21 protein-coding genes and 3 pseudogenes are annotated in these 24,384 nt (G+C 72.1%); 15 read left to right on the plus strand and 9 right to left on the minus strand.

Going from position 1 to position 24,384, the window contains the following annotated elements; all coding sequences use genetic code 11:
* Positions 1–66: 66 nt before the first annotated feature.
* Positions 67–1,152 carry an S-(hydroxymethyl)mycothiol dehydrogenase gene (locus LDL48_RS21325; protein WP_225256954.1) on the plus strand — a complete coding sequence of 362 codons (1,086 nt, stop codon included), beginning with the start codon at positions 67–69 and terminating at the stop codon, positions 1,150–1,152.
* The gene (locus LDL48_RS21330; RefSeq protein ID WP_225256955.1) at positions 1,152–1,739 is read left to right on the plus strand and encodes an MBL fold metallo-hydrolase; all 588 of its coding nucleotides are present in this window, start codon (positions 1,152–1,154) and stop codon (positions 1,737–1,739) included. The genes LDL48_RS21325 and LDL48_RS21330 overlap by 1 nt, the downstream gene beginning before the upstream one ends.
* Before the next feature lie 7 nt (positions 1,740–1,746).
* Here the strand turns inward: LDL48_RS21330 and LDL48_RS21335 are convergent, their stop codons facing one another.
* Complete coding sequence (locus tag LDL48_RS21335; protein ID WP_225256956.1) at positions 1,747–3,093, minus strand: MGH1-like glycoside hydrolase domain-containing protein; 1,347 nt, start codon at positions 3,091–3,093, stop codon at positions 1,747–1,749.
* Between the two features lie 125 nt (positions 3,094–3,218).
* Positions 3,219–4,286, minus strand: coding sequence for a DNA polymerase ligase N-terminal domain-containing protein (locus tag LDL48_RS21340; RefSeq protein WP_225256957.1), 1,068 nt, complete (start codon positions 4,284–4,286; stop codon positions 3,219–3,221).
* 82 nt (positions 4,287–4,368) lie between these two features.
* Here LDL48_RS21340 and LDL48_RS21345 point away from each other — a divergent pair.
* Positions 4,369–5,028, plus strand: a pseudogene (locus LDL48_RS21345) (helix-turn-helix domain-containing protein); the annotation flags it as partial.
* Positions 5,029–5,087: 59 nt separating this feature from the next.
* Here the strand turns inward: LDL48_RS21345 and LDL48_RS21350 are convergent.
* Positions 5,088–5,486, minus strand: a complete 399-nt coding sequence (locus LDL48_RS21350) for a VOC family protein (RefSeq protein WP_225256958.1) — start codon at positions 5,484–5,486, stop codon at positions 5,088–5,090.
* A 134-nt stretch (positions 5,487–5,620) separates the two neighbouring features.
* On the opposite strand from LDL48_RS21350, the gene LDL48_RS21355 reads away from it, so the two are divergent.
* From LDL48_RS21355 to LDL48_RS21365, 3 genes are all read left to right on the plus strand, one after another.
* Positions 5,621–6,730 carry an FAD-dependent monooxygenase gene (locus tag LDL48_RS21355; protein WP_225256959.1) on the plus strand — a complete coding sequence of 370 codons (1,110 nt, stop codon included), beginning with the start codon at positions 5,621–5,623 and terminating at the stop codon, positions 6,728–6,730.
* Positions 6,731–6,865: 135 nt separating this feature from the next.
* On the plus strand, positions 6,866–8,626 hold the full coding sequence (gene ctaD / locus LDL48_RS21360; protein ID WP_225256960.1) for an aa3-type cytochrome oxidase subunit I: 1,761 nt from the start codon (positions 6,866–6,868) through the stop codon (positions 8,624–8,626).
* Positions 8,627–9,034: 408 nt separating this feature from the next.
* Positions 9,035–10,351, plus strand: coding sequence for an MFS transporter (locus LDL48_RS21365; RefSeq protein ID WP_225256961.1), 1,317 nt, complete (start codon positions 9,035–9,037; stop codon positions 10,349–10,351).
* Positions 10,352–10,365: 14 nt separating this feature from the next.
* Here LDL48_RS21365 and LDL48_RS21370 read toward each other — a convergent pair.
* The 4 genes and pseudogenes from LDL48_RS21370 to LDL48_RS21385 form a co-directional block, all read right to left on the minus strand.
* Positions 10,366–11,257: pseudogene (locus LDL48_RS21370) on the minus strand (IS5 family transposase).
* 164 nt (positions 11,258–11,421) lie between these two features.
* Complete coding sequence (locus LDL48_RS21375; RefSeq protein ID WP_225256962.1) at positions 11,422–12,003, minus strand: isochorismatase family protein; 582 nt, start codon at positions 12,001–12,003, stop codon at positions 11,422–11,424.
* 29 nt (positions 12,004–12,032) lie between these two features.
* Positions 12,033–13,316 carry a nicotinate phosphoribosyltransferase gene (locus LDL48_RS21380; RefSeq protein WP_225256963.1) on the minus strand — a complete coding sequence of 428 codons (1,284 nt, stop codon included), beginning with the start codon at positions 13,314–13,316 and terminating at the stop codon, positions 12,033–12,035.
* Positions 13,317–13,375: 59 nt separating this feature from the next.
* On the minus strand, positions 13,376–15,970 hold the full coding sequence (locus tag LDL48_RS21385; RefSeq protein ID WP_225256964.1) for a LuxR C-terminal-related transcriptional regulator: 2,595 nt from the start codon (positions 15,968–15,970) through the stop codon (positions 13,376–13,378).
* 280 nt (positions 15,971–16,250) lie between these two features.
* Here LDL48_RS21385 and clpS point away from each other — a divergent pair, with 280 nt between their 5' ends.
* Together clpS and LDL48_RS21395 are read left to right on the plus strand one after the other, a co-directional pair.
* The gene (gene clpS, locus LDL48_RS21390; RefSeq protein WP_225256965.1) at positions 16,251–16,541 is read left to right on the plus strand and encodes an ATP-dependent Clp protease adapter ClpS; all 291 of its coding nucleotides are present in this window, start codon (positions 16,251–16,253) and stop codon (positions 16,539–16,541) included.
* Positions 16,542–16,560: 19 nt separating this feature from the next.
* The gene (locus LDL48_RS21395) at positions 16,561–17,061 is read left to right on the plus strand and encodes a DUF2017 domain-containing protein (RefSeq protein WP_225256966.1); all 501 of its coding nucleotides are present in this window, start codon (positions 16,561–16,563) and stop codon (positions 17,059–17,061) included.
* Here LDL48_RS21395 and LDL48_RS21400 read toward each other — a convergent pair.
* Positions 17,044–17,868, minus strand: coding sequence for an aldo/keto reductase (locus LDL48_RS21400; RefSeq protein WP_225256967.1), 825 nt, complete (start codon positions 17,866–17,868; stop codon positions 17,044–17,046). The genes LDL48_RS21395 and LDL48_RS21400 overlap by 18 nt on opposite strands.
* A gap of 100 nt (positions 17,869–17,968) precedes the next feature.
* Here LDL48_RS21400 and LDL48_RS21405 point away from each other — a divergent pair.
* From LDL48_RS21405 to LDL48_RS21415, 3 genes and pseudogenes are all read left to right on the plus strand, one after another.
* A pseudogene (locus LDL48_RS21405) lies at positions 17,969–18,459 on the plus strand (M67 family metallopeptidase).
* Positions 18,460–18,521: 62 nt separating this feature from the next.
* Positions 18,522–18,836: a MoaD/ThiS family protein gene (locus tag LDL48_RS21410; RefSeq protein ID WP_225256968.1), complete on the plus strand. Its 315-nt coding sequence runs from the start codon at positions 18,522–18,524 to the stop codon at positions 18,834–18,836.
* 11 nt (positions 18,837–18,847) lie between these two features.
* The gene (locus tag LDL48_RS21415; protein ID WP_225256969.1) at positions 18,848–19,813 is read left to right on the plus strand and encodes a PLP-dependent cysteine synthase family protein; all 966 of its coding nucleotides are present in this window, start codon (positions 18,848–18,850) and stop codon (positions 19,811–19,813) included.
* A 1-nt stretch (position 19,814) separates the two neighbouring features.
* Here LDL48_RS21415 and LDL48_RS21420 read toward each other — a convergent pair whose 3' ends face one another.
* The gene (locus LDL48_RS21420; protein WP_225256970.1) at positions 19,815–20,192 is read right to left on the minus strand and encodes a hypothetical protein; all 378 of its coding nucleotides are present in this window, start codon (positions 20,190–20,192) and stop codon (positions 19,815–19,817) included.
* Between the two features lie 255 nt (positions 20,193–20,447).
* On the opposite strand from LDL48_RS21420, the gene LDL48_RS21425 reads away from it, so the two are divergent.
* From LDL48_RS21425 to rdgB, 4 genes are read left to right on the plus strand one after another with little or no spacing between them, the layout of a single operon-like run.
* Positions 20,448–21,194 carry an MBL fold metallo-hydrolase gene (locus LDL48_RS21425; RefSeq protein ID WP_225256971.1) on the plus strand — a complete coding sequence of 249 codons (747 nt, stop codon included), beginning with the start codon at positions 20,448–20,450 and terminating at the stop codon, positions 21,192–21,194.
* A gap of 34 nt (positions 21,195–21,228) precedes the next feature.
* The gene (locus LDL48_RS21430; RefSeq protein WP_225256972.1) at positions 21,229–22,512 is read left to right on the plus strand and encodes a glycosyltransferase; all 1,284 of its coding nucleotides are present in this window, start codon (positions 21,229–21,231) and stop codon (positions 22,510–22,512) included.
* 10 nt (positions 22,513–22,522) lie between these two features.
* The gene (rph, locus tag LDL48_RS21435; RefSeq protein ID WP_225256973.1) at positions 22,523–23,251 is read left to right on the plus strand and encodes a ribonuclease PH; all 729 of its coding nucleotides are present in this window, start codon (positions 22,523–22,525) and stop codon (positions 23,249–23,251) included.
* A complete protein-coding gene (gene rdgB, locus LDL48_RS21440; protein ID WP_225256974.1) occupies positions 23,248–23,862 on the plus strand; it encodes an RdgB/HAM1 family non-canonical purine NTP pyrophosphatase in 615 nt (204 codons plus the stop codon). Before rph ends, rdgB begins: the two co-directional genes overlap by 4 nt.
* Positions 23,863–24,384 lie beyond the last annotated feature (522 nt).

A 24,384-nucleotide genomic window follows, 5' to 3' on the forward strand; every position in this document is an offset into this window, starting at 1 on the left:
CGCCCCGGGAACCGCCGGGAGATGAGAAGGTGGGACGGCAGATCGGCGGCGAAAGGGTGGTTGGTCATGTCCCAGCAGGTCAGAGGCGTGGTCTCGCGGGCCAAGGGTGCACCGGTGGAGGTGACCACCGTGGTCGTGCCGGATCCGGGGCCGGGCGAGGCGGTGGTGCGGATTCAGGCTTGCGGGGTGTGCCACACCGACCTGCACTACCGCGAGGGCGGCATCAACGACGAGTACCCGTTCCTGCTCGGCCACGAGGCGGCCGGCATCGTCGAGACGGTCGGCGACGGCGTCACCGACGTCGCGCCGGGCGACTTCGTGGTGCTGAACTGGCGTGCGGTCTGCGGCGACTGCCGGGCCTGCCGCAAGGGCAGGCCGTGGTACTGCTTCAACACGCACAACGCCACGCAGAAGATGACGCTGACCGACGGCACCGAGCTGACCCCGGCGCTCGGCATCGGCGCGTTCGTGGAGAAGACGCTGGTGCACGCGGGGCAGTGCACGAAGGTCGACCCGGCGGCCCGGCCGGCCGCGGTGGGGCTGCTCGGCTGTGGGGTGATGGCCGGCATCGGCGCGGCGATCAACACCGGCGGGGTGACCCGGGGCGACTCGGTCGCGGTGATCGGCTGCGGCGGGGTGGGTGACGGCGCGGTGGTGGGTGCGGCCCTGGCGGGCGCCACCACGATCATCGCGATCGACACCGACGACCGGAAGCTGGAGTGGGCGCGCAGGTTCGGCGCCACCCACACGATCAATGCCAGGGGTACGGACGTGGTCGCGGCGGTACAGGAACTCACCGGCGGGCACGGCGCCGACGTGGTGGTCGAGGCGGTCGGCCGGCCGGAGACGTACAAGCAGGCGTTCTATGCCCGGGACCTGGCCGGAACGGTGGTCCTGGTCGGCGTGCCCACTCCGGAGATGACCATCGAGCTGCCGCTGCTGGACGTGTTCGGTCGCGGCGGTGCGCTCAAGTCCAGCTGGTACGGCGACTGCCTGCCGACCCGCGACTTCCCGATGCTGACCGAGCTGTACCTGCAGGGCCGGGTGGACCTGGACGCGTTCGTGACCGAGGAGATCGCGCTGGACGACGTGGAGGCCGCGTTCGACCGGATGCACACCGGCGGCGTGCTGCGCTCGGTGGTGATCTTCTGATGGCGGTCCGGGTGGACCACGGCGTCACGTCCGGCACGTTCTCGCTGGACGGGCAGACGTTCGACGTGGACAACAACGTGTGGGTGGTCGGCGACGACGAACGGTGCGTGGTGATCGACGCGCCGCATTCCGTACCCGGGATTCTGCAGGTCGTGGGCGGTCGCACGGTCACCGCGGTGCTGCTCACCCACGCCCACGACGACCACGTCCGGGTGGCACCGGAGCTGGCCGAGGCGACCGGTGCCCCGCTCTACCTGCATCCGGCCGAGGAACCACTGTGGAAGCTGGTGCATCCGGACCGGCCGATGCCGGAGCCGCTCGCCGACGGCCAGGAGATCGCCGGCCTGCGGGTGCTGCACACGCCGGGACACAGCCCCGGCGCGGTGTGCTTCTACGCGCCGGAGCTGAACCGCGTGTTCACCGGGGACACCCTGTTCCACGGAGGTCCGGGCGCCACCGGCCGGTCGTTCAGCGACTACGACACCATCGTGGCGTCGATCCGGGAGCGGCTGTTCACGCTGCCCGGCGCGACCACCGTGCACACCGGCCACGGCCGGGACACGCTGATCGCCTCGGAGCAGATCTGAGCCGTGGTCACGCCGCCCGGGCGTAGGCGGGCACCGACCGGTCGGCCAGCAGGTCCAGGGTCAGCGCCGCGGTCCAGCTGAACGCGGGCGCGCCGATGCCCTCGCCGTGGTCCGGGTGGTAGTACTCGAAGTGCCCGGCCCGGTGCACCAGGCGCAGCATCGACGTGCGCAGGTCCTCGGCCTGGTCGTGGTACCCGTGCAGCAGCATTCCGCGGCGCAGCAGCCAGTTGATGTTGATCCAGATCGGCCCGCGCCAGTACCGCAGGGCGTCGAAGTCGGCGGCGGTGCGGTCGTAGCTCGGCACCGGCAGCCCGGTCCGCTCGGGCAGGCCGAAGCGTGCCGACTCGGCCTCCGCCATGATCGCGGCGGCGTGTTCGACCGGCAGGTCCGGCAGGATCAGCGGCATCAGGCCGTTGACGCACCGCTTCGGGCTCAGCATGCCGGTCCGCACGTCCCGGGCCCGGAACGTGTGCGTACGCGGGTCGTACAGCCGGCCCACGATCGCGTCGGTGATCTCCTTGGCCCGCTGCCGGTGGGCCGCCGGGTCCGCGCCGACCACGCCGGCGATCCGGGCCAGCGCGTGTTCGGCCGCCGCCAGGATCGCGTTGAACGAGGGGCACTCCACCACGAAGTCGTGCCGCGCGGCCAGGTCGGTGTCCGCGTACCCGGCGTCGCGGTAGGCCAGCACCAGGCCGACGTACCGCGCGTAGTCGGTGTCGGTGGGCCGGTGCGCCGCGTCGGCGACCGCCAGGTCACGGCGCCGGAACCGGTCCAGAAGATCAAGATCCGCGGGTACGGCGGCCAGCGCCGAGTCCCAGGCCGGGCTGTTGTCCAGGCCCGACTCCCACGGGTGCACGATGCTCGCCAGTCCGGCGCCACCCGCGTTCCGCCGCCCGGTGAGGTATTCCTGCTGGGCCACCAGGCGCGGGTACAGCCACTCGAGTTCCGCCCGGGCGGCGTGCGCACAGGCGGCACCGTGCGCGGCGGCCCGCCGGTAGACCTCCCAGGCGGCGACCGCGTGCAGCGGCGGCTGAACCAGCCCGGTGCTGCCGCGGGCCGGCCGGTCACCGTAGCCGGGCACGTCCCAGAACGCCGGCCCGGGGAAGTAGTCGGCCTCGGCGGTACCCGGGTCGAAGACGATGTGCGGCACCCGGCCGTCCGGCCACTGCGCCTCGAACAGGCTGCGCAGGTCACGCCAGGCCCGGTTGGGGTTGACGTAGGCCAGCCCGATCGCGATGAACGCGGCGTCCCAGCTCCACTGGTGCGGGTACAGCTGGCGGGACGGCACCATGTGGTCGGCGGACCAGTTCGCGTCGAGGACGTGGGCGGCGGAGTTCCAGAGTTCGGCAGACATGTCAGGGATCACCGTTGCTACTACCTTTCCACCGCGCCGATCGGTAAACCCCCCTGATCGGTCGGCGGAGGGCCGGTTCAAGGAAAACCGGTAACGGCGGCGCCGCCAACGGACGCCGAGTCCGGTCAGACGGTGATCTCCAGCCACAGTCGGCTCCGCCGGCCCGGCAGGTACGGCGAGTCCAGCCGCTTCGCCACCACCCCGGGCAGGCCCTGCGACCGGGCCGCCTCCAGCGCGAAGTCGCCACCGCCCGGGAAGTACGGCGGGGTCTGGCAGTTTCCGCCGGCCACCGACAGCCCCTCCAGCAACTCCCGTCGTTCCGCGTACCGCACCAGTTCCACGGTGGAATGCCCCTCCAGCCACAGCAGGTCGTAGGCCAGGAACTGCACCGGGGTGCGCTCGGCCGCCCGGCGGGCCGCGGCCGAGTCCCGGGGCTGCTTGCGCCGGGCCAGCAGATCCGCCGACACCACGGCGCCGTCGAACGCGACGATCTCGCCGTCCAGCACCGCCTCCAGCGGGGCCAGCGCCTCGCCCAGCGGCCGGATCTCCGGGTACCACGAGGTCACGTCGGCGCCGTCGGGATCGTGCAGCCGGACCCGGCCGCCGGAGACGAAGACCGTGGTGCGGCGGCCGCCCCAGCTCATCTCGTACCCCCAGTCGGGGTCGTCCGGCGGCAGGCCGGCGGACCGGGTCGCGAGCATCGGCGGGACCGTCTCCGGCATCGTCTCCCAGCCCGGCTCGGCCGGGTCCATCCGCCGGACCATCCAGTCTTTGCCGCCGGTCTGGAAGAAGACGTACCGGCCGGCGGTGCGCTCGCCGGAGAAGGTCACGCTGATCTCGTCGTCGCGCCACCTGTCGGTCACGTAGGTGCCGCGGTCGTGGATGGTCATCCGGCCGCCGCCGTACTCGCCGGCCGGGATCTCGCCGGCGAAGTCCAGGTACTCCAGCGGGTGGTCCTCGGTGTGTTTCGCCAGGTTGTTGCGTCCCCGGTCGCGGGGCAGGCCGCGCGGCACGGCGAACGACACGAGGACGCCGTCGCGTTCCAGCCGCACGTCCCAGTGCAGGCTGCGGGCGTGGTGCTGCTGGATGACGAACCGTCCGCCGGTGCCGGGTCGCGGGCGGCCGCGCGGGACGGGTTCCGGCGTGCGGCGGGCGTCCCGCTTGCGCCGGTACTCCTCGAGCCGGTCGGTCATGTCACCATTGTCTGCCCGGCCCGGGCGGGAAATACACCGATGTAACTCTGAAGTTGTCGTACCCCGGTGCCAGGGTGTCCCCATGTACGCCGAACGACCGTCCCGCCTGCCCTACGCGACCGCCTGGCGCTCCGAGACCCCGCCGGGCGGCCGTCCGGTGCGGATCCTGCCGGACGGCTGCCTGGACCTGATCTGGTCGTCGGGCCGGGTCTTCATCGCCGGGCCGGACACCACCGCCGAGGTCGCCGACGCGCCGCCCGGCACCCGCACGTTCGGGCTGCGGTTCGCGGTCGGCACCGGCCCCGCCGTGCTGGGTGCGCCGGCCGACGAGTTCACCGACCGGGAGGTGCCGCTGGCCGACCTGTGGCACCCGGCCGACGTGCGCCGCCTCGCCGAGGCCGACGATCCGCTGGCCGCCCTGGAGGCCGTGGCGGCCCGCCGCTGGCGGACGCCGGACCGGGCGATGGTCGCGGTGGCCACGCTGGCCCGGGCCGCCCGGCCGGTGGACGCGATCGCCGAGTCGTGCGGGCTCGGCCTGCGGCAACTGCACCGCCGCTGCACCACCACGTTCGGGTACGGACCGAAGCTGCTGTCCCGGGTGCTGCGGCTGCAGCGGGCGCTGGGCCTGGCCCGGGGCGGCACGCCGTTCGCCGAGGTGGCCGTGGCCGCCGGCTATGCCGACCAGCCGCACCTGGCCCGCGACGTGCGGGCGCTGGCCGGCGTGCCGCTGCGCACGTTGCTGGCGCCGCGGGCTGGCTACCCCAACCGGGCCGGGTCACCACGTGCCGACGATCGGACCGCTCAGCCGGCCGGGTTGAGCGGGGCGAACAGGTCGACGCCGTTGCCGTCCGGGTCCTCGACGACGGCGTACCGCTGGCCCCAGTCCGCGTCCCACGGCGCCTTGGCGCCGGGATGACCGGCCGCGACCAGATCCGCGTACACCCGGTCCACCTCGTCCGGACCGCTGCAGAGGAACGCCAGGCTCATGCCGTCGCCGGTGGGCGGCGTGAAGTCGGGGTCGAATGACCGGATGGTGTCGAATGTGTCGAACATCAACCTGATCCCGCCCGGAAGTTCCGTCTCGACGTGCGGCTGGGTCTCCGCCCCGGCCGGAAAATCCAGCCCCAGCCGGCGATAGAAGTCCAGCGTGGCGGCCATGTCGGCGACCGCCGTCCCGATTGCATTGAAAGTAGGAGCCATGCACCGAACCTACGAGCGACACCCCGATCCGTCTTGAACAAAACGGACGTCATCATGATCGCGACTTTCGCGCTTCGGTGGCGAACGGTAGTGTCTTGGCTCCGACGCGTGTCCATCCCCCGGGAGGCGTTGCGATGAACCTGCGCATCCTCGTCGTGGGCGCCGGCATCGCCGGACTGGCTGCGGCCAGGGGTCTGCGAGTCGCCGGCTTCCGCCCCGACGTGGTCGAGGAACTGCCCGCCACCATGGCCCCGGGCGCCGGCATCTACCTGCCCGGCAACGCCTCGCGGGCGCTGCGCCTGCTCGGCCTGGACGCGCCGTTGCGTCCACTCGGCGACCTGATCTTCCGGCAGGTGTTCCTGGACGCCGCCGGCGGCGAACTGTTCGAGATGGACGTGGCCTCGCTCTGGGCCGGCGTGGGGGAGTCCCGCGCGCTGTCCCGGGCCGACCTGCAGCAGGTGCTGGTCACCGGCGTCGGCGGCGCGGTCCGGTACGACACCGTCGTGCGTGACCTGCAGGTCGTCGACGGCGCCGCGAAGGTCGAGTTCGGCGACGGCAGCATCGCGGAGTACGACCTGGTCATCGGCGCCGACGGGCGGCGCTCCACGATCCGCGCCAAGGCCGGCCTGGGCGGCCCGGCGACGCCGACCGGCCAGATCGTCTACCGCAGCGTGGTCAGCGGCGGGCCGCCGGTCAGCGACTGGGTCTGCCTGCTCGGCAGCCGGTCGGCGTTCGTGGTGATGCCGATGGGCGGCCGGCGACTCTACTGCTACGCCGACGAGACGGCCGAGGACGGCGCACCCAACCCGGCCGACCCGCTGGGCCGGGTGCGCGAGCTGTTCGGCGACTTCGGCGGCCCGGTGCCCGCCATCCTGGAGGCCATGGAGAAGGTGCAGGTGGCGCGCACCGACGAGGTCGTGCTGGACGCCTGGTCCCGCGGCCCGGTGCTGCTGGTCGGCGACGCCGCGCACGCCACCGCGCCGACCCTGGCCCAGGGCGCGGCCATGTCGTTCGAGGACGCGGTGGTGCTCGGCGAGGTGCTGCGGGCCACCCCGGACGACATCCCGGCGGCCCTCCGGCGCTACGAGGAACGCCGCCGCCCGCGCTGCCGGCAGCTGCGCGAGCACACCCGCGAGCGCGACCGCACCCGGGACGTCCCGCCCGCCCAGCGCGACCCGATGCTGCGCCGCCGCGGACAACGGATCTTCTCCGACCAGTACCGCGAGTTCGCCGAACCGCTCTGACCGCGGCGCCGACCGCGACCCGGTGTTTGGTCACCCCGCGCCCGCCGTAGGTCGCCGGGGGACTATTCTGCCTGCGAGGTGCGCCAACCCGTACAGGCGTACTGAGTGGGACGAACGAGACACCGGAGGCCATCCGTGACGACCGTCGCGCCTAAGCCGATCGTGACCCGGCCGTGGCCCGTGCGGCCCCAGGTCAAGGGTTCGGCGATCGCGCGGATCCTGAGGACGACGGACGCGAAGCAGATCGGGATCATGTACATGATCACGTCCTTCGTGTTCTTCCTCCTCGGTGGCCTGATGGCCCTGCTGATGCGCGCCGAGTTGGCTCAGCCCGGCATGCAGTTCCTGTCGCCGGAGCAGTACAACCAGCTGTTCACCATGCACGGCACGATCATGCTGCTGTTCTTCGCGACGCCGATCGTGTTCGCGTTCGCCAACTTCGTGGTGCCGATCCAGATCGGCGCGCCCGATGTGTCGTTCCCCCGGCTGAACTCGTTCGCCTACTGGCTGTACCTGTTCGGCGGCACCATGACGATCGCCGGGTTCTTCACCCCGGGCGGCGCCGCCGACTTCGGCTGGTTCGCGTACACCCCGCTGAGCAACTCGCTGCACTCGCCCGGCGTGGGCGGCAACATGTGGGTGGTCGGCCTCGCCATCTCCGGTCTGGGCACCATCCTCGGTGGCGTCAACATGATCACCACGATCCTGACCCTGCGCGCCCCCGGCATGACGATGTTCCGGATGCCGATCTTCACGTGGAACATCCTGGTCACCAGCCTCCTGGTGATCATGGTGTTCCCGTTCCTGGCGGCCGCGCTGTTCGCGCTCGCCGCCGACCGCATCCTCGGCGCGCACGTCTTCGACGTGCAGACCGGCGGCCCGATGCTGTGGCAGCACCTGTTCTGGTTCTTCGGACACCCCGAGGTGTACGTGGTGGCGCTGCCGTTCTTCGGCATCATCACCGAGGTCATCCCGGTGTTCAGCCGCAAGCCGGTGTTCGGTTACAAGGGCCTGGTCGCCGCGACGTTGCTGATCGCGGCGCTGTCGATGAGCGTGTGGGCGCACCACATGTTCGTCACCGGTCAGGTGCTGCTGCCGTTCTTCAGCTTCCTGAGCTTCCTGATCGCGGTGCCCACCGGCATGAAGTTCTTCGTCTGGATCGGCACCATGTGGCGCGGGCAGATCACCTTCGAGACGCCCATGCTGTTCGCCATCGGCTTCCTCGTGACGTTCCTCTTCGGCGGCCTCTCCGGCGTGCTGCTGGCCAGCCCGCCGATCGACTTCCACGTCTCCGACTCGTACTTCGTCATCGCGCACTTCCACTACGTGCTGTTCGGCACGATCGTGTTCGCGGTGTTCGCCGGCATCTACTTCTGGTTCCCGAAGATGTTCGGCCGGATGCTCGACGACCGCCTCGGCAAGGTGCACTTCTGGCTCACCTTCCTCGGCTTCCACGCCACCTTCCTGGTCCAGCACTGGCTCGGCACCGAAGGCATGCCGCGGCGGTACATCGACTACCTGCCCTCGGACGGCTTCACCACGCTGAACACCATCTCCACGATCGGCTCGTTCATCCTGGGCGCCTCCACGCTGCCGTTCATCTACAACGTGTGGAAGTCGTACAAGGTCGGCCAGCTCGTCACCGTGGACGACCCGTGGGGCCACGGCAACTCGCTGGAGTGGGCGACGTCCAGCCCGCCGCCGCTGCGCAACTTCGACCGGATGCCGCGGATCCGCTCCGAGCGCCCCGCCTTCGACGTCAAGTTCCCCGAGCTGGCCGCCGGCAGCCAGTCCCTGGCCGGCCCACCGGAGGGCGGCGCAACCGTACTGACCAGCGAGTCGGACGGCGGCGCGACGTACCAGGAGGATGTCGCCACGGACCGCGACAAGCACTGACCTGAGCATCGGACGCCCGGCTGGCCTTCCAGCCGGGCGTTCTGCTGTCCACCGACAGCTGACTTCACGACCGCCGGAGTCGGCGGGTGGCGGGTCGGTATGCAGGGATGCGCATCATTCGGTCGCTACGGAGTGCGTGTGGCTTGCAGGTGCGGAGCGCGCCGTTCCTTCGCACGCGTGGGCGGGTCGATCGGGGCGTGTGGAGTTTCGGCGCGGAGCGCACCGTTCCTCCGCACGCGGCACCGGGGACGGCCCTGGAAGGTGCAGTCGTGCAGCTGAGATCGCGGGGAGGCTCGTTCGTCGAGGCTGTGGGCGCCTCGATGCCCCTTCGGTATGGGGTGCGGTTGGAAAGCGGTAGGAAGTTGTCGTACCCGGGCGGGAGACTGTTCCGCGGAGGTTAGGACCGCGATGACACTCACGCCTTACCGGGAGACGCTCGCCCTGCGCGGCATCAAGTCGCTGCTGGTCGTGGCGACGCTCGCCCGCATGCCGATCACCGCCGGCACCGTGACACTCACCCTGCACGTGGTGCAGGACCTGCGGCTCGGCTATTTCGCCGCGGGCCTGGTGGGCGCCGCGTTCACCGTCGGCAGTTCGCTGGGCGCGCCGGTCATGGGCCGCATCACCGACCGCCGCGGGCTGCGCCCGGTGCTGGTGCTGACCACCGTGGCGGAGGTGCTGTTCTGGACCACCGCGCAGGCGATGCCGTATTGGGCCCTGCTGGTGGCCGCCCTGGTCGGGGGCTTCCTGACGTTGCCGGCGTTCGCGGTCGCCCGCCAGTCGATCGCGGCGCTTGCGCCCGAGTCGCACCGGTTGCCGGCGTTCGCGCTGGACTCCATCACCACCGAGCTGTCGTTCATGATCGGGCCGGCCGCGGGCGTGCTGATCTGCACCACCGCCGGGCCGCGGGCCGGCATGCTCGCGGTCGGGGCCGGCATCCTCATCGCCGGCGTCGGACTCTTCGTGCTCAATCCGCCGATCCGCAGCGCCGACGAGACGCGGGAGCATTCCGGCGTCCGGGTGCCCCGCCGCACGTGGCTGAAGCCCCGGTTCGTCGCCGTGCTGGCCGTGACGTCCGCCGCCACGCTGGTGCTCAGCGGCACCGACGTGGCCGTGGTGGCGGTGCTGCGGGCGTCCGGCGAGGTCGAGTGGACCGGTGCCGTGCTGGCCACGTGGGCGGCGTTCTCGCTGGTCGGCGGCTTCGCGTACGGCACGGTCCGGCGGGGACTGTCGCCGTTGACACTGTTCGCTCCGATGGCCCTGCTCACCGTCCCGGTCGGCCTGGGCGGTGGGCACTGGTGGCTGCTGGCGCTGCTGCTGCTCCCGGCCGGCGCGCTGTGTGCGCCCACGATCACCGCGACGGCCGACGCGGTCAGCCGGATGATCCCGGCAGCGGCCCGCGGCGAGGCGATGGGCTGGCACAACTCGTCGCTGACCGTGGGCGTCGCGCTGGGCGCACCGCTGGCCGGCCTGGTGATGGACTGGCGCTCACCGCCGTGGGGCTTCGCGGCGGTCGGCGGGGTCGGCGTGCTGGTCGCGCTGGCGGTCCTGCCGAGCGAGCTGCGCCACCGCCGCCGCGACCGCGAGACGCCACCGGAACCGCCGACCGGGCCGACCGATCCGACCGGGCCGGCCGAGCCGACCGGGCCGGCCGAGCCGACCGGGCCGACCGGGCCGACCGGGCCGACCGAACCGATGGAGCCCCCGGTGCCGGCCCGGGCATAGCCGGCCCGGCCCGCCTAGGTTCTGTCCCGCGAATCATGTCCGTCGGGGACCGCGCGTAGCCAGTCGAGCGTTTCGACCAGGTCGAGGGTGGCTTGGTAGTTGATGCCGAGCTTGTCGAATCGGGTGGCCAGTCCGCGCCAGTGTTTGCGCCGGTTGAAACCGCGTTCGAGCTGGTTGCGACGGCGGTAGGCGTCTGGGTTGAAGGCGGTCGGTCGGCCGCCGCGAGCTGCGGCGTTTCCGGTTTGGCAATCTGGTCGTTGGGTTCCCGGATCGTCGCGCGGATTCGCTTGCCACGCAGGGCACGGCGGTTCGCCCGTGACGAGTACGCCTTGTCACCGGTGACCCGATGCGGGCCGGGTGCGGGGCCGGCCGACACCGCCGGTCGGGGCACGCGGACCTGCTCTGGCAGTGGGATCAGCTGCCGGGTGTCAGCGGCCTGACCGGGCGTGATGAGCGTGGCCAGGGACCGGCCACGGCCGTCGGCCAGGGTGTGGATTCTGGTGGTCAGCCCGCCGCGGGACCGGCCGATGCCTTCGCGTGCCTGCGTTTCGGCAACGGTCAGCTCCTTTAAGCGGCTCCGGCGGCGTGCTGGTGAGTCCGCACGATCGTGGCGTCGACCTGCGCGTCCCAGTCGATGTCGCCGTCGAGCTCGGCCGGCGCGATGACTTCGGCCTTCATCCGGGCCCAAGTGCCATCGGCCGCCCATCGGGTGAAGCGTTGATGCGCGGTCTTCCACGGCCCGTAACCTTCGGGCAGGTCACGCCACGGAGAACCGGTGCGCTCGACCCAGCAGATCGCGTTGATGACCTGCCGGTGATCGCGCCATTGACCGCCGCGGACGGGCTGCGCCGGCAGCAATGGCTCCAGCACAGCCCATTCCTCGCTACTCAGATCACCACGTGCCACACCGATACAACGACCATCATCCATGATCGCCACGCATGATCCGCGGGACCGAACCCAGCCCGGCCGGTGCCGATCACCGCGGCTCGGTCACCGGCCTGCTGCGGGTCGGCCGCCGGGCTTGCTATGGGTGGATCACCGGGCTTGCTGCGGGTCGACCACCGGGCCTATTGCGGGTCGACCACCGGCGTGCCGGTCGTCGCCACCGAAGCCCGGCGGAACTCCTCCAGCGCCGCCTCCGTGGTGGCCGCCGCCACACCCGCGGTCAGCTCCAGCACCACCGTGGTGTCGAAGCCGGCGGCGCGGGCGTCCAGGGCCGTCGCCCGTACGCAGTGGTCGGTGGCGATCCCCACCACCTCGACCTCGGTCACGTCCCGGGCCCGCAGCCAGTCGGCCATCCCCACGCCGTCGTCGGTGTGGCCCTCGAAGCCGGAGTACGCCGCCGCGTGCTCGCCCTTGTGGAACACCGCCTCGATCCGGTCGGTGGCGAGTTCCGGGTGGAAGTCGGCGCCGCCGGTGCCGACCACGCAGTGTGCGGGCCAGGACTCGACGAAGTCGGGGTGGGCGCTGAAGTGCGCACCCGGGTCGATGTGCCAGTCCTTGGTGGCGACCACGTGGTCCCAGCGGTCGCCCACCCGGTCCAGCACCAGCGAGATGCCGGCGGCGACCGCGGCGCCGCCACCGACGGCCAGCGAGCCGCCTTCACAGAAGTCGTTCTGCACGTCGACGATGATCAGGGCGCGGGACACGGGCAGCTCCTTAGCGGTGGGACGGAACCTCAGGCACTGACGACGGTGACCGGGATGGCCGGGTCGCCGGCCGAGAGCTTGAGCCCCTCCCAGGGGATGGAGATCAGGCATTGCCGCAGGTGGTCGCGGGACTCGGCGAGCGGCACCGGCTCGGCCACCTCGCCGCCGGCCACGAACGAGACCTGCAGCAGCCGGTCGTTGGACAGATGATCGGGTACGCCCTGCGAGAAGACGATCTCCTCGGTGGCCGTACCGGTGGGCTTGTGCCGGCGCACGGCGGTCTTGCGGCCGCCCACGGTCGCCTTGTTCTCGCTGCGCTTGACCACCGGCCGCCCCTCGACCTCGACCAGTTTGTACACCAGGCCGGCGGTGGGCGCGCCGGAGCCGGTGACCACCGCGGTGCCGGCGCCGTACATGTCGACCGGCTCGGCGGCGAGGGTGGCGATCGAGTACTCGTCCATGTCACCGGACACGATGATTTTCGTCTCGGTGGCGCCGAGCGAGTCGAGCAGTTCGCGGGAGTGCTGGGCCAGGACGGACAGGTCACCGGAGTCGATCCGCACGGCCCGCAGGTCGGGACCGGCCACCGCGATGGCGTTGCGGATGCCCTGGGCGATGTCGTACGTGTCGACCAGCAGCGTGGTGTTCTTGCCGAGCGCGTCGACCTGGGACTTGAACGCGGCCGGCTCGTCGTCGTGCAGCAGCGTGAACGCGTGCGCGGAGGTGCCGGTGGTGGGGATGCCGTACCGGGCCCCGGCCGCCATGTTCGAGGTGGACGCGAAGCCGGCCAGGTACGCGGCCCGGGCGGCGGCGATCGCGGCCTCCTCGTGGGTGCGCCGGGAACCCATCTCGATGATCGGCCGGCCCCGGGCGGCGGTGACCATCCGGGCGGCCGCGGCGGCGATGGCGCAGTCGTGGTTGAGGACCGACAGGATCAGCGTCTCGAGCACCACGCACTCGGCGAACGTGCCGGAGACGGTGAGGATGGGGGAGCCGGGGAAGAACAGTTCGCCCTCGGCGTACCCGTCGATGTCGCCCCTGAAGCGGTAGTCGGCGAGCCAGGCCGCGGTGTCCGCGTCGACGATGCCGGCGCCGCGCAGGAAGTCGATGTCGGTGCCGGTGAAGTGGAAGTCGCGGAGCTGGTCCATCAGGCGGCCCTGGCCGGCGACCACGCCGTACCGGCGGCCCACCGGCAGCCGGCGGGCGAACACCTCGAAGACGCACCGGCGGTTCGCCGTGCCGTCCCGGAGGGCGGCACTGACCATGGTCAGCTCGTACTGGTCGGTCATCAGCGCGGGGGCGAAGTCGGTCACGCCCTCACTTTATGGGAGTCAGCCCGGCGGTGATCGGCGAGCGGTCCGCACGGGGGCGTTCACTGGGGCAGGGATCGCAGTGCCGGTCCCAGCTCGGTGCGGCTGTTGACGCCCAGCTTGGCGTAGACCCGCTGCAGGTGGTTCTCCACGGTGCGGGGCGACAGGTAGAGCCGGTCGGCGATCTCGCGGCTCCGGTTGCCCTCGGCGGCCAGCTCGGCGACCTGCCGTTCCCGGGTGGTCAGCGTCGGTTGCAGGCTGCGCAGGACCGGCGTGCGCAGGATGTCGCAGTGTTCCAGGATGTCGCCGAGCAGGGTGCTGGCGGTGAGACCCTGCGCGTCGCGGGCCGCGCGGAACAGCCGGACGGCGCCGGCCGCGGCCTCCGCGGCGAAGGTCAGGTAGCCGCGGGCCCGGAACTGGCGGGCGACCGCGAGCAGGTCGCGGGCGGAGTCGTCGGCGGCCGCCCGGGCGTGCCGGACGAGCAGGTCCGCGACCGGGCCGCCGGGCACGGTGGTGAGCAGCGTGGCCATCCGTTCGGCGGCCAGGTCGGGCCGGCCGAGCCGGACCAGGTCGTGCAGGGCGAGCAGTTCGTGCCCGGCGAAGCCGTCGGCCCGGACCCGGCCGATCAGGTCCTGGAGCATCCGGACGGCGCCGGCGTTGTCCCCGGTGGCCGCGGCGACCCAGGCCCGGCACTGGATGCGCCACGGGAAGAACGGGCCGTTGCCGTTGCTGTCGGCCCGGTCGGCGATGGCCATCGAGGCGACGGCCTGGCCGGCGTCGCCGCGCAGGGCCGCGATGTGGGCGTGGGCGGCGTGCGCGTCCCCGGCGTACCACCGGCCGGACGCCAGCGCCGCACAGGCCTGCTCGGCGGCCTCCAGCGCCGTCCCGGTGCGCCCGCGCAGCCAGGCGGCGTGCGCCTGGAGCAGCGCGGCCCAGCCCGAGCCGAAGCCGAATCCGCCGGTCTGGGCCAGGTCGGCGAACTCGTCGGCGAGGATCTGGTCGATGGCGGTCAGGTCGAGCGCGACGCAGACCTGGGTGCCGATCGTCATCGGCAGCGCGTAGTGCAGGGCCGGGGTGTCGCGGCGCCAGGCGGCGGTCTTCGACTGCACGTCGGCGAGCAGCCGGTTGCTGGCGTCGGGGTCGCCTTCCGCGGCGGCCAGGAACGCCAGCACGCATCGGGCCACCTCCCGCGCCGACCGGCCCGCGTCGGGGTCGGCGAGGACGTCGCAGGCCAGCACCCGGGCGGTGGGGAGTTCCTTGATCTGCAGTCGCATCAGCGCTTCGACGGCGCGCATGTGTGCGCGGTCGGCGGCGTCGCCGGTGTGCGCGGCGGCGAGGTCGTCGGCGGCCCGGACGTCGCCGAGTCCCCAGAACGCGACGGTGCTCAGCGCGGTGGCCTGCCGGGCCGGTGGGCCGCCGGGGGCCGCGCGCAGGACCGCGACGGCCCGGTCCGGCTTGTCGGCGAACAGCAGCGCGGTGGCGAGCAGTTCCTCCGCCTCGTAGCCGGCGCCGGCGTCCCGGGCGGCCTCGGCGAGGCGCTGGGTGAGGGCCAGGTCGAACCGGTCGAACGCCTGCGCGGCGGCGTTCAGCAGCAGGGCACCGTCCTGGGCGGTACCGGAGTCGAGCCGCCACACGGCCACCCGGAGCAGGTCGTCGCGGCGCCGGGCGCCGGTGCTCTCGACCAGGTCGGCGAGCGTGGCGAGGAGGCGGCGGGACCGGGTGAACCCGCACTGGCGGCGGGCCACCTCGCCGTACAGCGGGTGGGCCAGCCGGACGTCGTGGCGGCGGTCGCACTCGACGACCCGGATCAGGCCGCGTTCCTCGGCGGACTCGACGTCGGCCGGGTCGGCGGCCCGCAGCAGCAGCGGCAACCCGATCGGCTCGCCGAACGCGACCAGTTCGAGCACCTCGCGTACCCCCGGGGTGAGGTTGCCCACCCGGGCGTCGGCCAGGTCGGCGAGGCTGGGCGCGAAGGTGAGCCGGCCGGTCCAGCGCCAGACCCCGTACACCTGGTGCATCTCGCCGCCCCCGGTCGCGGCCAGCACCAGCTCGCGGAGCATCAGCGGGTTGCCGCCGGCCAGCCGGGTCAGGCGCCCGGCCGACCCGCGGTCGACCGGCCCGCCCAGCATCCCGGCCAGCAGTTCCCGGGACTCGTCGGTGGTCAACGGGGCCAGCTCGGCGTGTTCCACCAGGCCCTCGGTCCAGAGCGCGCCGATCGGTGCCGGCACCGGCTCCCCGGTGCGCAGGGTGGCCAGCAGCGTGGTGCGCTCCCGGGCCAGCAGGTGGACCAGCGCGGCGGAGGGCGGATCGAGCAGGTGGGCGTCGTCCACGGCGAGGACCACCGGTCGGTCGCCGGCCTCGGCGCGCAGGGCGTCCACGGCCCAGCGCAGCAGCCCGGCGGCGGACAGCCCGGCCGGCGGGTCCGGCGGGAGTACCTGGGCCAGGCCGCCGAACGGCAGCCCGGAGCTGCCGATGTTGGCGGCGGCCAGGCGGACCGCATACTCCTCCGCGGGTAGCGCGGCCACCGCCTCACGCAGCAACCGGCTCTTGCCGACACCCGCTGCGCCGCTGAGGACCAGCCCACCGCCGCGGCGGCTGGCCGCGGCGCGGGAGCGGGAGAGTTCATGGGTGCGGCCGACGAACCTCCACTGCCTCACCCGGTCAGCATATCGATATTCGTCACGCCCCGGTCACGGGCTGTACTCAAGCCGACAATGAGTAGCGCTATAGCGAACCGTGAGTAACGCGCCTCCTTCGTGGTGGCCGCGGCGGTGCGTACGGTTCCCGGGGTCGGTGGACAGCCCGGGCCGTCTGGCGGGACGGTCCGGGCGCCGCCGGCGCTCGGACCAGCGCTTTCGCTACCCGCAGACCGCTTCGCCGACGGGTACGCCCGCCGGGTTCCGTACGGGTCCGGAGCCGCGTGGCACGATGGGGGGCATGGCGTTGCCTCAGGTCGCTCCCGTCGAGACGCCGGAGATCCAGGAGGTCCCCGCGGATGACCGGCCCTGGGTCACCATCGTGTGGGACGATCCGGTGAATCTCATGTCGTACGTCACCTGGGTCTTCCAGAAGCATTTCGGGTACAGCCGGGACAAGGCCGAGAAGCTGATGCTGGACGTGCACAACAAGGGCAAGGCGGTGGTCTCCACCGGTGCACGCGAGCGCATGGAGATGGACGCTGCCCAGCTGCACGGGTATGGCTTGTGGGCGACGGTGGACCGGGCGTGAGCGGGCGGGTGGGCTAGGCATGTTCCGACGTACAGGCAACGAGTGCGTGGCCGCGTTCGCCGTGGACGAGGTCCGGGTGCTGCGCAAGGTCGCCGCCGAGGTGGTGGCGCTGCTCACCGACGGGTTCGACCACGGCGACCCGGTGGTCGGGCGGCTGTTCCCGGACATCTACCCGAACCGGCCGGAGGACTCCGCCGAGTTCCGGGAGTACACCGAGGGCGACCTGAAGACCGGCAAGATCGACCAGGCCGGCGCCATCCTGGCCGCGCTGCCCGACGACGGGCCGGGCGAGGTGCGGCTGGACGCGGAGACCGCGGAGGCCTGGCTGCGCGCGATCAACGATGCGCGGCTGGCGATGGGCACCCGGCTCGACATCCGCCCCGACACCGACCTCGGCGAGGAGCTCGACGACGCGGTGCTGCACGATCCGGCGTCGAGCCGGGTGTTCCAGTTGTCCGTGTACGCGTACCTGGGCTACCTGCAGGAGTCCCTGCTCAACGCGTTACCCGAGATCGCGTAGCTCGGCCTCGGACAGCGCCAGCTCGGGCGCCTTCGCCGAGTCGGTGATCGACTCCGGGCGGCTCGCCCCGGGGATCGGGATCACCTGCTCGGACTTGGCGAGCATCCACGCCAGCACCACCTGCTGCGGGCTGACCCCGTGGTCGCGGCCGATCTCGGCGAACCGGGCGAACCGGGAGCCCAGCTCGCCGGCCTTGCCGATGCCGCCGAGCGGCGACCACGGCAGGAACGCGATGCCCAGCTCGTTGCAGAGGCGCAGCTCCGGTTCCGAGGACCGGAACGCCGGCGAGAACTGGTTCTGTACCGACACCAGCCGCCCGCCGAGGATCTCCTGGGCCTGGCGGATCTGCCCGGGGTCGGCGTTGGAGATGCCGGCCATCCGGATCTTGCCCTCGTCGAGCAGGTCGCGGATCGCACCGACCGAGTCGGCGTACGGGACCTTGGGGTCGGGCCGGTGGAACTGGTACAGCCCGATCGCGTCGACGCCGAGCCGCTTCAGCGACGCCTCGGCGGCCTGCTTGAGGTACGCCGGGTCGCCGTTGAGCGTCCACGAGCCGTCCCCGGGCCGCAGGTGACCGCCCTTCGTGGCGACCAGGACCGCGGACGCGTCGCCGTTCCAGGCGGCCAGCGCCTGGGCGATCAGCGTCTCGTTGTGACCGACCTCGTCGGCGTGGAGGTGGTACGCGTCGGCCGTGTCGATCAGCGTGACGCCGGCGTCGAGCGCGGCGATGATCGTGCTGATCGAGCGGGCGTGGTCCGGCCGGCCCTCGATCGACATCGGCATGCCGCCCAGTCCGACGGCGCTCACCTGAACATTTCCGATAGTCCGCTGCTTCATGACACCGGGCGTACCCGCTGTGGGCACGGCCACGCCCGGCCGGGCGAAAAGCCACGGTAATGTGAGACACGTGCTGACCATCGACAGCGCGATCCTTGACGCGATCGTCGCCCACGCTCGCCGGGACCACCCCGATGAGGCCTGCGGCGTGGTCGCCGGCCCGGCCGGCAGTGACCTGCCGACCCGGCTCATCCCGATGGACAACGCCGCCCGGTCGATGACGTTCTACGAGTTCGACTCCATTGAGCAACTGCGCGTCTGGCGCGAGATGGACGACAACGACGAGGAACCGGTGATCATCTATCACTCGCACACGGCGACCGAGGCATACCCGTCGCGGACCGACATTTCGTTCGCCGGTGAACCGGGTGCGCACTACCTCCTCGTCTCGACACGTGAGCCGGACTCCACGGAAATCCGTTCGTTCCGTATCGTGGACAACGTGGTGACCGAGGAAGAGGTCAACATCGTGGATGCGACGGTGGACGCGTGAGTGTGCATGCCGTGCAGTCGTACATGTTCGGGCAGAGTCCCGTGTCGGTGTACTACGAGTGTCGCTGAGCGACCGCCCCGACCGACCGACCCGCCCGCCGTTCGACCGTATTTCTAGGAGCATCACAGTCATGGCTATCGAAGTTCGCGTTCCCACCATTCTGCGCAGCTACACCGGCGGTGCGAAGGTCGTCGAGGGTTCCGGCGACACGCTCTCCGGCCTGATCGACGACCTGGACGCCAAGCACAACGGGCTCAAGGGCCGGCTCATCACGCCGGAGGGTGGGCTGCACCGCTTCGTCAACATCTACCTCAACGACGAGGACGTGCGCTTCCTCGGCGCGCTGGACGCCAAGGTCGCCGACGGTGACTCGATCACCATCCTGCCGGCCGTGGCCGGTGGCGCGCTCGGCTTCGCCGCCGCGGCGGCGCTGCTCGGTCGCTGAGGCGCGCCGCCATGGCGCGCTACGAGAGCCTGCTGGACGCGTGCGGGGGCACGCCGCTGGTCGGCCTGCCCCGCCTCTCGCCGACGGTGCCCGACGGGGCACCGCCGGTGCGCCTCTGGGCAAAGCTGGAGGACCGCAACCCGACCGGCAGCATCAAGGACCGCCCGGCGCTCTTCATGGTCCGCGAGGCCGAGGAGGCCGGGCGGCTGCGCCCGGGTGACACCATTCTGGAGCCGACCAGCGGCAACACCGGCATCTCCCTGGCCATGGTGGCCAAGCTGCGCGGCTACCGGCTGGTCTGCGTGATGCCGGAGAACGTCAGCTCGGAGCGGGTCCAACTGCTCCGGATGTACGGCGCGGAGATCATCTTCTCGCCCGCCGCGGGCGGCTCCAACCAGGCCGTGGCGACCGCCAAGGAGATCGCCGCCGAGCATCCCGACTGGAAGATGCTCTTCCAGTACGGCAACGCGGCGAACGCCCGGGCGCACTACGAGACCACCGGCCCCGAGCTGCTGCACGACCTGCCCACGATCACCCACTTCGTGGCCGGCCTGGGCACCACCGGCACGCTCATGGGCACCGGCCGCTACCTGCGGGAGAAGGTCGACGGCATCCAGATCGTCGCGGCCGAGCCGAGGTACGGCGAACTGGTGTACGGGCTGCGCAACATCGACGAGGGCTACGTCCCCGAGCTGTACGACGCGTCCGTGCTGACCCGGCGCTTCTCGGTGGGCACCCGGGACGCCGTGCTGCGGACCAGGCAGTTGGTCGACGTGGAGGGCATCTTCGCCGGCTTCTCCACCGGCGCCATCCTGCACGCGGCGCTGGCCGTGGCGCACGAGGCGGTCAAGGCCGGGCGCCGCGCCGACGTGGCGTTCGTGGTCTGCGACGGCGGCTGGAAATACCTGTCCACCGGCGCGTACGGCGGCACCCTGGCCGAGGCCGAGGACGCCCTCGACGGCCAGCTCTGGGCCTAGGTCAGTAGGCCACCGCGAGGAAGACATCGCCGGTGACCGGTGCCGCGGCGGCGCCCAGCAGCAGCCACGGCAACCGGCGCCGGTGGATGGACAGCACCGCGCCGACCACCAGCCCCACGCTGAGCAGGCCGGCGGCGGCCAGCGTGGGCACGTACCAGCCGGGTACGCCGCCGCCGATCACCGAGACCAGGCCGCGGATGCCCACGCCGACGCCGATCAGCCCCAGCGCGGACGCGTACAAGGTCATGATCAGCAGGCGCCGGGTACGCGGTGCCGGGTCGCCGGCCGCCGGGAAGCGGAACAGCACGTCGCCCTCGTCGGAGTCGGTACTCCACCCGAACGGCAGCACGTCGCTTGCCGATTCCACCTCGGTCGTCACTGCGCCTCCGAATTGCGATCGATATCTCTTCACCGTGTGCAACGCAGATGGCTCACGAGGCGTAACGCGGTTGTCGATGAATCCGGTCACCATCGCTGTGACGTTCCTTGTCGATTTGGCGACAAATCCATCAGACATTTACTTCGCGTGCTGGTCCCGGCGTACGCTTCGGTCCGTGATTGACTGGTCTGCAGACTGCACCACGGGCCGGTCGGGCGGAGCGTGGACGACCGAGCGTGAGCCAGAGGGACCCGCATGCGACTGACCGTTCTCGGCTGTGCCGGCAGTTTTCCCGGCCCCGAGGCGGCGTGTTCCGCGTACCTCGTGGAGGCCCAAGGATTCCGGCTCCTGATCGATTTCGGATCCGGATCACTGTCCGCTCTGCAGCGGTACGCCGACCTCGACGCCGTCGACGCGATCCTGCTCACCCATCTGCACTGCGATCACATGCTCGACGCCTGCACCTACGTGGTGGTGCGCCGGTACGCGCCGGACGGCCCCCGCCCGCCGCTGCCGGTGTACGCGCCGATGGGCGCCGCCGAACGGATCTCCGCCGCCTACAGTTCCGAGGCGGAACCGGTCGACGACGTGTACTCGTTCTACGGTCTGCAGCCCGGCACGTTCCCGATCGGCCCGTTCACGGTCACCGTGGACCGGGTCAACCATCCGATCGAGACGTACGGCGTCCGCGTCGAGCAGGGCGGCCGGGTCCTGGCGTACTCGTCGGACACCGCGCCCTGCGAGGCGCTGCTGCGACTCGCCCAGGGCGCCGACCTGTTCCTCTGCGAGGCCAGCTATCTGGACGGTGTGGAGAACCCGCCCGGCCTGCACCTCACCGGCGGGGAGGCGGGCGAGGCGGCCACCAAGGCCGATGTGGGCCGGCTCCTGTTGACCCACCTCGTTCCGGCCTGGGGAAGCGAGGCCTCTACTGTGGAGGCCGCGTCCGCCGCATACGCGGGACCGGTCGAAGTGGTCCGGCCCGGCTGCCGCTACGATCTCTGAGCCCTGCGAGCCTTCCCCGTTTGGAGTGCACTGCATGCGCATCGTCCGGCTGGCCAACTTCGTCTCGGCCCGTTCCGGTGGTCTCCGTACCGCACTGCGCAACCTCGGTGAGGGCTACCAGCGAGCCGGCCACGACGCCGTCCTGATCATCCCGGGCCGGCACCACTCCGACGAGACGACCGCGCAGGGCCGGGTCATCACGCTGCCCGGCACGACGCTGCCGCGTACCGGTGGCCAGCGGGTCCTGGCCGGCCGCCGCGAGCTGACCCGCCTGCTGGACTCGCTGGAACCCGACCGGATCGAGGTCTCCGACCGGGCCACCCTGCGCTGGACCGGTCGCTGGGCGCGGGACCGCGGGGTCGGCTCGATGATGGTGTCGCACGAGAGCCTGGGCGGCCTGCTCGGCGTCTGGGGCATGCCGGCCCGGGACGCGCTCGCCGACCGGCTCAACCGCCAGACCGCCCAGATGTACGACCAGATCGTCTGCACCACCGCGTTCGCCGCCGCCGAGTTCCGCCGCCTGGGCGTACCCAACCTGGTCGAGGTCCCGCTCGGGGTCGACCTGGAGACGTTCCACCCGCGCGCCGCCGACCCGGCGGTCCGGGCCCGGTACGCCCGCCCCGACGAACTGCTGATCGTGTACTGCAGCCGGCTGTCCGCCGACAAGCGCCCCGAACTGGCCGTGGACACCGTCGCCGCCCTCCGCGGCAACAAGGCGCCCGCGGTGCTCGTGGTGGCCGGGGACGGCTCCCGCCGCGCCGCGCTCGCCTACCGCTCCGCCCGGCTGCCGGTACGGTTCGCCGGCCACATCGCCGACCGGGAGGCCGTGGCGGCGCTGATGGCCAGCGCCGACGTGCTGGTCGCGCCGGGCCCGGTGGAGACGTTCGGGCTGGCCGCGCTGGAGGCACTGGCCTGCGGCACCCCGGTGGTGGTCAACCAGGCCAGCGCGCTGCCCGAGGTGATCGGCGCCGCCGGCGTGGCCATGCCCGGCACCCCGGAGGGCTTCGCCGAGGGCGTACGCCGGCTGATGGACCGCCCCGAGGCCGACCGCCGTGCCGCCGCCCGTGCCCGCGCCGAGCTGTTCGGCTGGCCGCAGGCCGTGGCCGGTTTCCTGCGGGCCCACCGCGCCGACCGGCCGGCCACCGCGGTGGTACGCCAACCGCGCCCCACCGGCGCGCCGAACTCCGTCACCGGCCCGGACCGCCGGACCGCCCCGCTGCGCCCCGCGGTGCCGGTCGGCGCGCTGTCCGGCAGCTGGACGGCACACACCGCCGGCACTACCGGGGCGGACGACACCGGCACTCCCCGTTACGCATAAGGTGGCTCGCATGGCACGTCCCGACGGCCGCGAAGCCGGCCAACTGCGCCCCGTCACGTTGACCCGCCGGTGGAGCATCCACCCCGAGGGGTCGGTGCTCGTCGAGTTCGGCGACACCCGGGTGCTCTGCACCGCCAGCGTCACGGAGGGCGTCCCGCGCTGGCGCAAGGGCTCCGGCCTGGGCTGGGTGACCGCGGAGTACGCGATGCTCCCGCGCGCCACCAACACCCGCGGCGACCGGGAAAGCGTCAAGGGCAAGGTCGGCGGGCGTACCCAGGAGATCTCCCGCCTGATCGGGCGCAGCCTGCGCGCCGCCATCGACCTGAAGGCGCTCGGCGAGAACTCGATCGTGCTGGACTGCGACGTGCTGCAGGCCGACGGCGGCACCCGCACGGCCGCGATCACCGGCGCCTACGTCGCCCTGCACGACGCCGTGTCGTGGCTGGCCGACCGCAAGTCCCTGGCCGGCAAGCCGGCCGCGGTGATGAGCCGCTCCATCCAGGCGGTCAGCGTCGGCATCGTCGACGGCGAGGCCCGACTCGACCTGATGTACGCCGAGGACGTGACCGCCGAGGTCGACATGAACGTGGTCTGCACCGGCGACGGCGACTTCGTCGAGGTCCAGGGCACCGGCGAGGCGAACGTCTTCCGCCGCGACCAGCTCGACGCCCTGCTCGACCTGGGCGTCCAGGGCTGCGCCGACCTGGCGCTGGCCCAGCAGAAGGCGCTCACCTCATGACCGCCAAGCTCCTGCTGGCCACCGCCAACCGGAAGAAGCTGACCGAGCTGCAGCGCATCCTGGACGCCGCACTGGGCACCGGCCGGGTCCAGCTGGCCGGCCTGGACGACTTCCCCGGCTACCCCGACGTCCCCGAGACCGGGCTGACCTTCGGCGAAAATGCGCTGATCAAGGCCCGCGAGGGCGCCACCCGCACCGGCCTGCCCACGGTCGCCGACGACTCCGGCCTGGCCGTCGACGCCCTGAACGGCATGCCCGGCGTGTTCAGCGCCCGCTGGTCCGGCGGACACGGCGACGACCAGGCCAACCTCGACCTGGTGCTGGCGCAGATCTCCGACGTGGGCGAGGACCACCGCGGCGGCGCCTTCGTGTGCGCGGCCGCCCTGGTGCTGCCGAACGGCCGCGAACACCTCGTCGAGGGCCGCCAGACCGGCCGCATCCTGCGCGCCCGCCGCGGCACCGGCGGTTTCGGCTACGACCCGATCTTCGTGGGCGACGGCCAGGACCGCACCAACGCGGAACTGTCCCCGGCCGAGAAGGACGCGATCAGCCACCGTGGCCAGGCACTCCGCAAGCTGGCCAAGGTCATCGCCCGCGAACTGCCCCGCTGAGACCGCTCCCGCCACATCGCGCCGCACCCGCCCCGTCGGCCCGGGCGGAGCGCCTCCTGTCTCGCCTGGGGGCGGAGCGCCTCCTGTCTCGCCTGGGGGCGGAGCGCCTCCTGTCTCGGCGCTTGCAGGCGCACTGGCGCCGGTACCAGGGGCCACACCTTCTTCGTAGACGGGCGGAATGCGGCTTTTCCATTACGCCGCCAGCGCCACGCCCGGGCAGGCTGGGGCGGCTTGTGGGGAGGTGTGGTGCGCTGGGTGCCGTAGATCCGCACGCCTCAGTGGGCAGGGCGGCTCGTGGGGAGCCGAGGTGCCGACCGCGCCGCAAGTTCACACGCCCGCACGCCTGGAGGCGCGCCCGAGGCAGACTGCACGATGTCGTTGAGTTAGGGCGCTGGGCCGCAGGTGCGGCGATTGCCGGTTATCTGAGCACTGTGGTGAGTGAATCGGAGGCCCGGTGCCCGCTTTCCACGGCGGTGACTTGCCCGTTAACAGTTGGTTTACCCCCCCGGAGTGCTACAGATC

The organism is Jidongwangia harbinensis, assembly GCF_020216025.1.
Lineage (GTDB): Bacteria > Actinomycetota > Actinomycetes > Mycobacteriales > Micromonosporaceae > Actinoplanes > Actinoplanes harbinensis.

Coding starts and splice junctions, on each gene's coding strand:
- rph (WP_225256973.1), top strand. CDS start 22,523: ATGGCACGTCCCGACGGCCGCGAAGCCGGCCAACTGCGCCCCGTCACG.
- LDL48_RS21395 (WP_225256966.1), top strand. CDS start 16,561: ATGTTCCGACGTACAGGCAACGAGTGCGTGGCCGCGTTCGCCGTGGAC.
- LDL48_RS21340 (WP_225256957.1), bottom strand. CDS start 4,286: ATGACCGACCGGCTCGAGGAGTACCGGCGCAAGCGGGACGCCCGCCGC.
- LDL48_RS21350 (WP_225256958.1), bottom strand. CDS start 5,486: ATGGCTCCTACTTTCAATGCAATCGGGACGGCGGTCGCCGACATGGCC.
- LDL48_RS21415 (WP_225256969.1), top strand. CDS start 18,848: ATGGCGCGCTACGAGAGCCTGCTGGACGCGTGCGGGGGCACGCCGCTG.
- LDL48_RS21355 (WP_225256959.1), top strand. CDS start 5,621: ATGAACCTGCGCATCCTCGTCGTGGGCGCCGGCATCGCCGGACTGGCT.
- rdgB (WP_225256974.1), top strand. CDS start 23,248: ATGACCGCCAAGCTCCTGCTGGCCACCGCCAACCGGAAGAAGCTGACC.
- LDL48_RS21430 (WP_225256972.1), top strand. CDS start 21,229: ATGCGCATCGTCCGGCTGGCCAACTTCGTCTCGGCCCGTTCCGGTGGT.
- LDL48_RS21325 (WP_225256954.1), top strand. CDS start 67: ATGTCCCAGCAGGTCAGAGGCGTGGTCTCGCGGGCCAAGGGTGCACCG.
- LDL48_RS21410 (WP_225256968.1), top strand. CDS start 18,522: ATGGCTATCGAAGTTCGCGTTCCCACCATTCTGCGCAGCTACACCGGC.
- LDL48_RS21330 (WP_225256955.1), top strand. CDS start 1,152: ATGGCGGTCCGGGTGGACCACGGCGTCACGTCCGGCACGTTCTCGCTG.
- LDL48_RS21425 (WP_225256971.1), top strand. CDS start 20,448: ATGCGACTGACCGTTCTCGGCTGTGCCGGCAGTTTTCCCGGCCCCGAG.
- LDL48_RS21335 (WP_225256956.1), bottom strand. CDS start 3,093: ATGTCTGCCGAACTCTGGAACTCCGCCGCCCACGTCCTCGACGCGAAC.
- clpS (WP_225256965.1), top strand. CDS start 16,251: ATGGCGTTGCCTCAGGTCGCTCCCGTCGAGACGCCGGAGATCCAGGAG.
- LDL48_RS21365 (WP_225256961.1), top strand. CDS start 9,035: ATGACACTCACGCCTTACCGGGAGACGCTCGCCCTGCGCGGCATCAAG.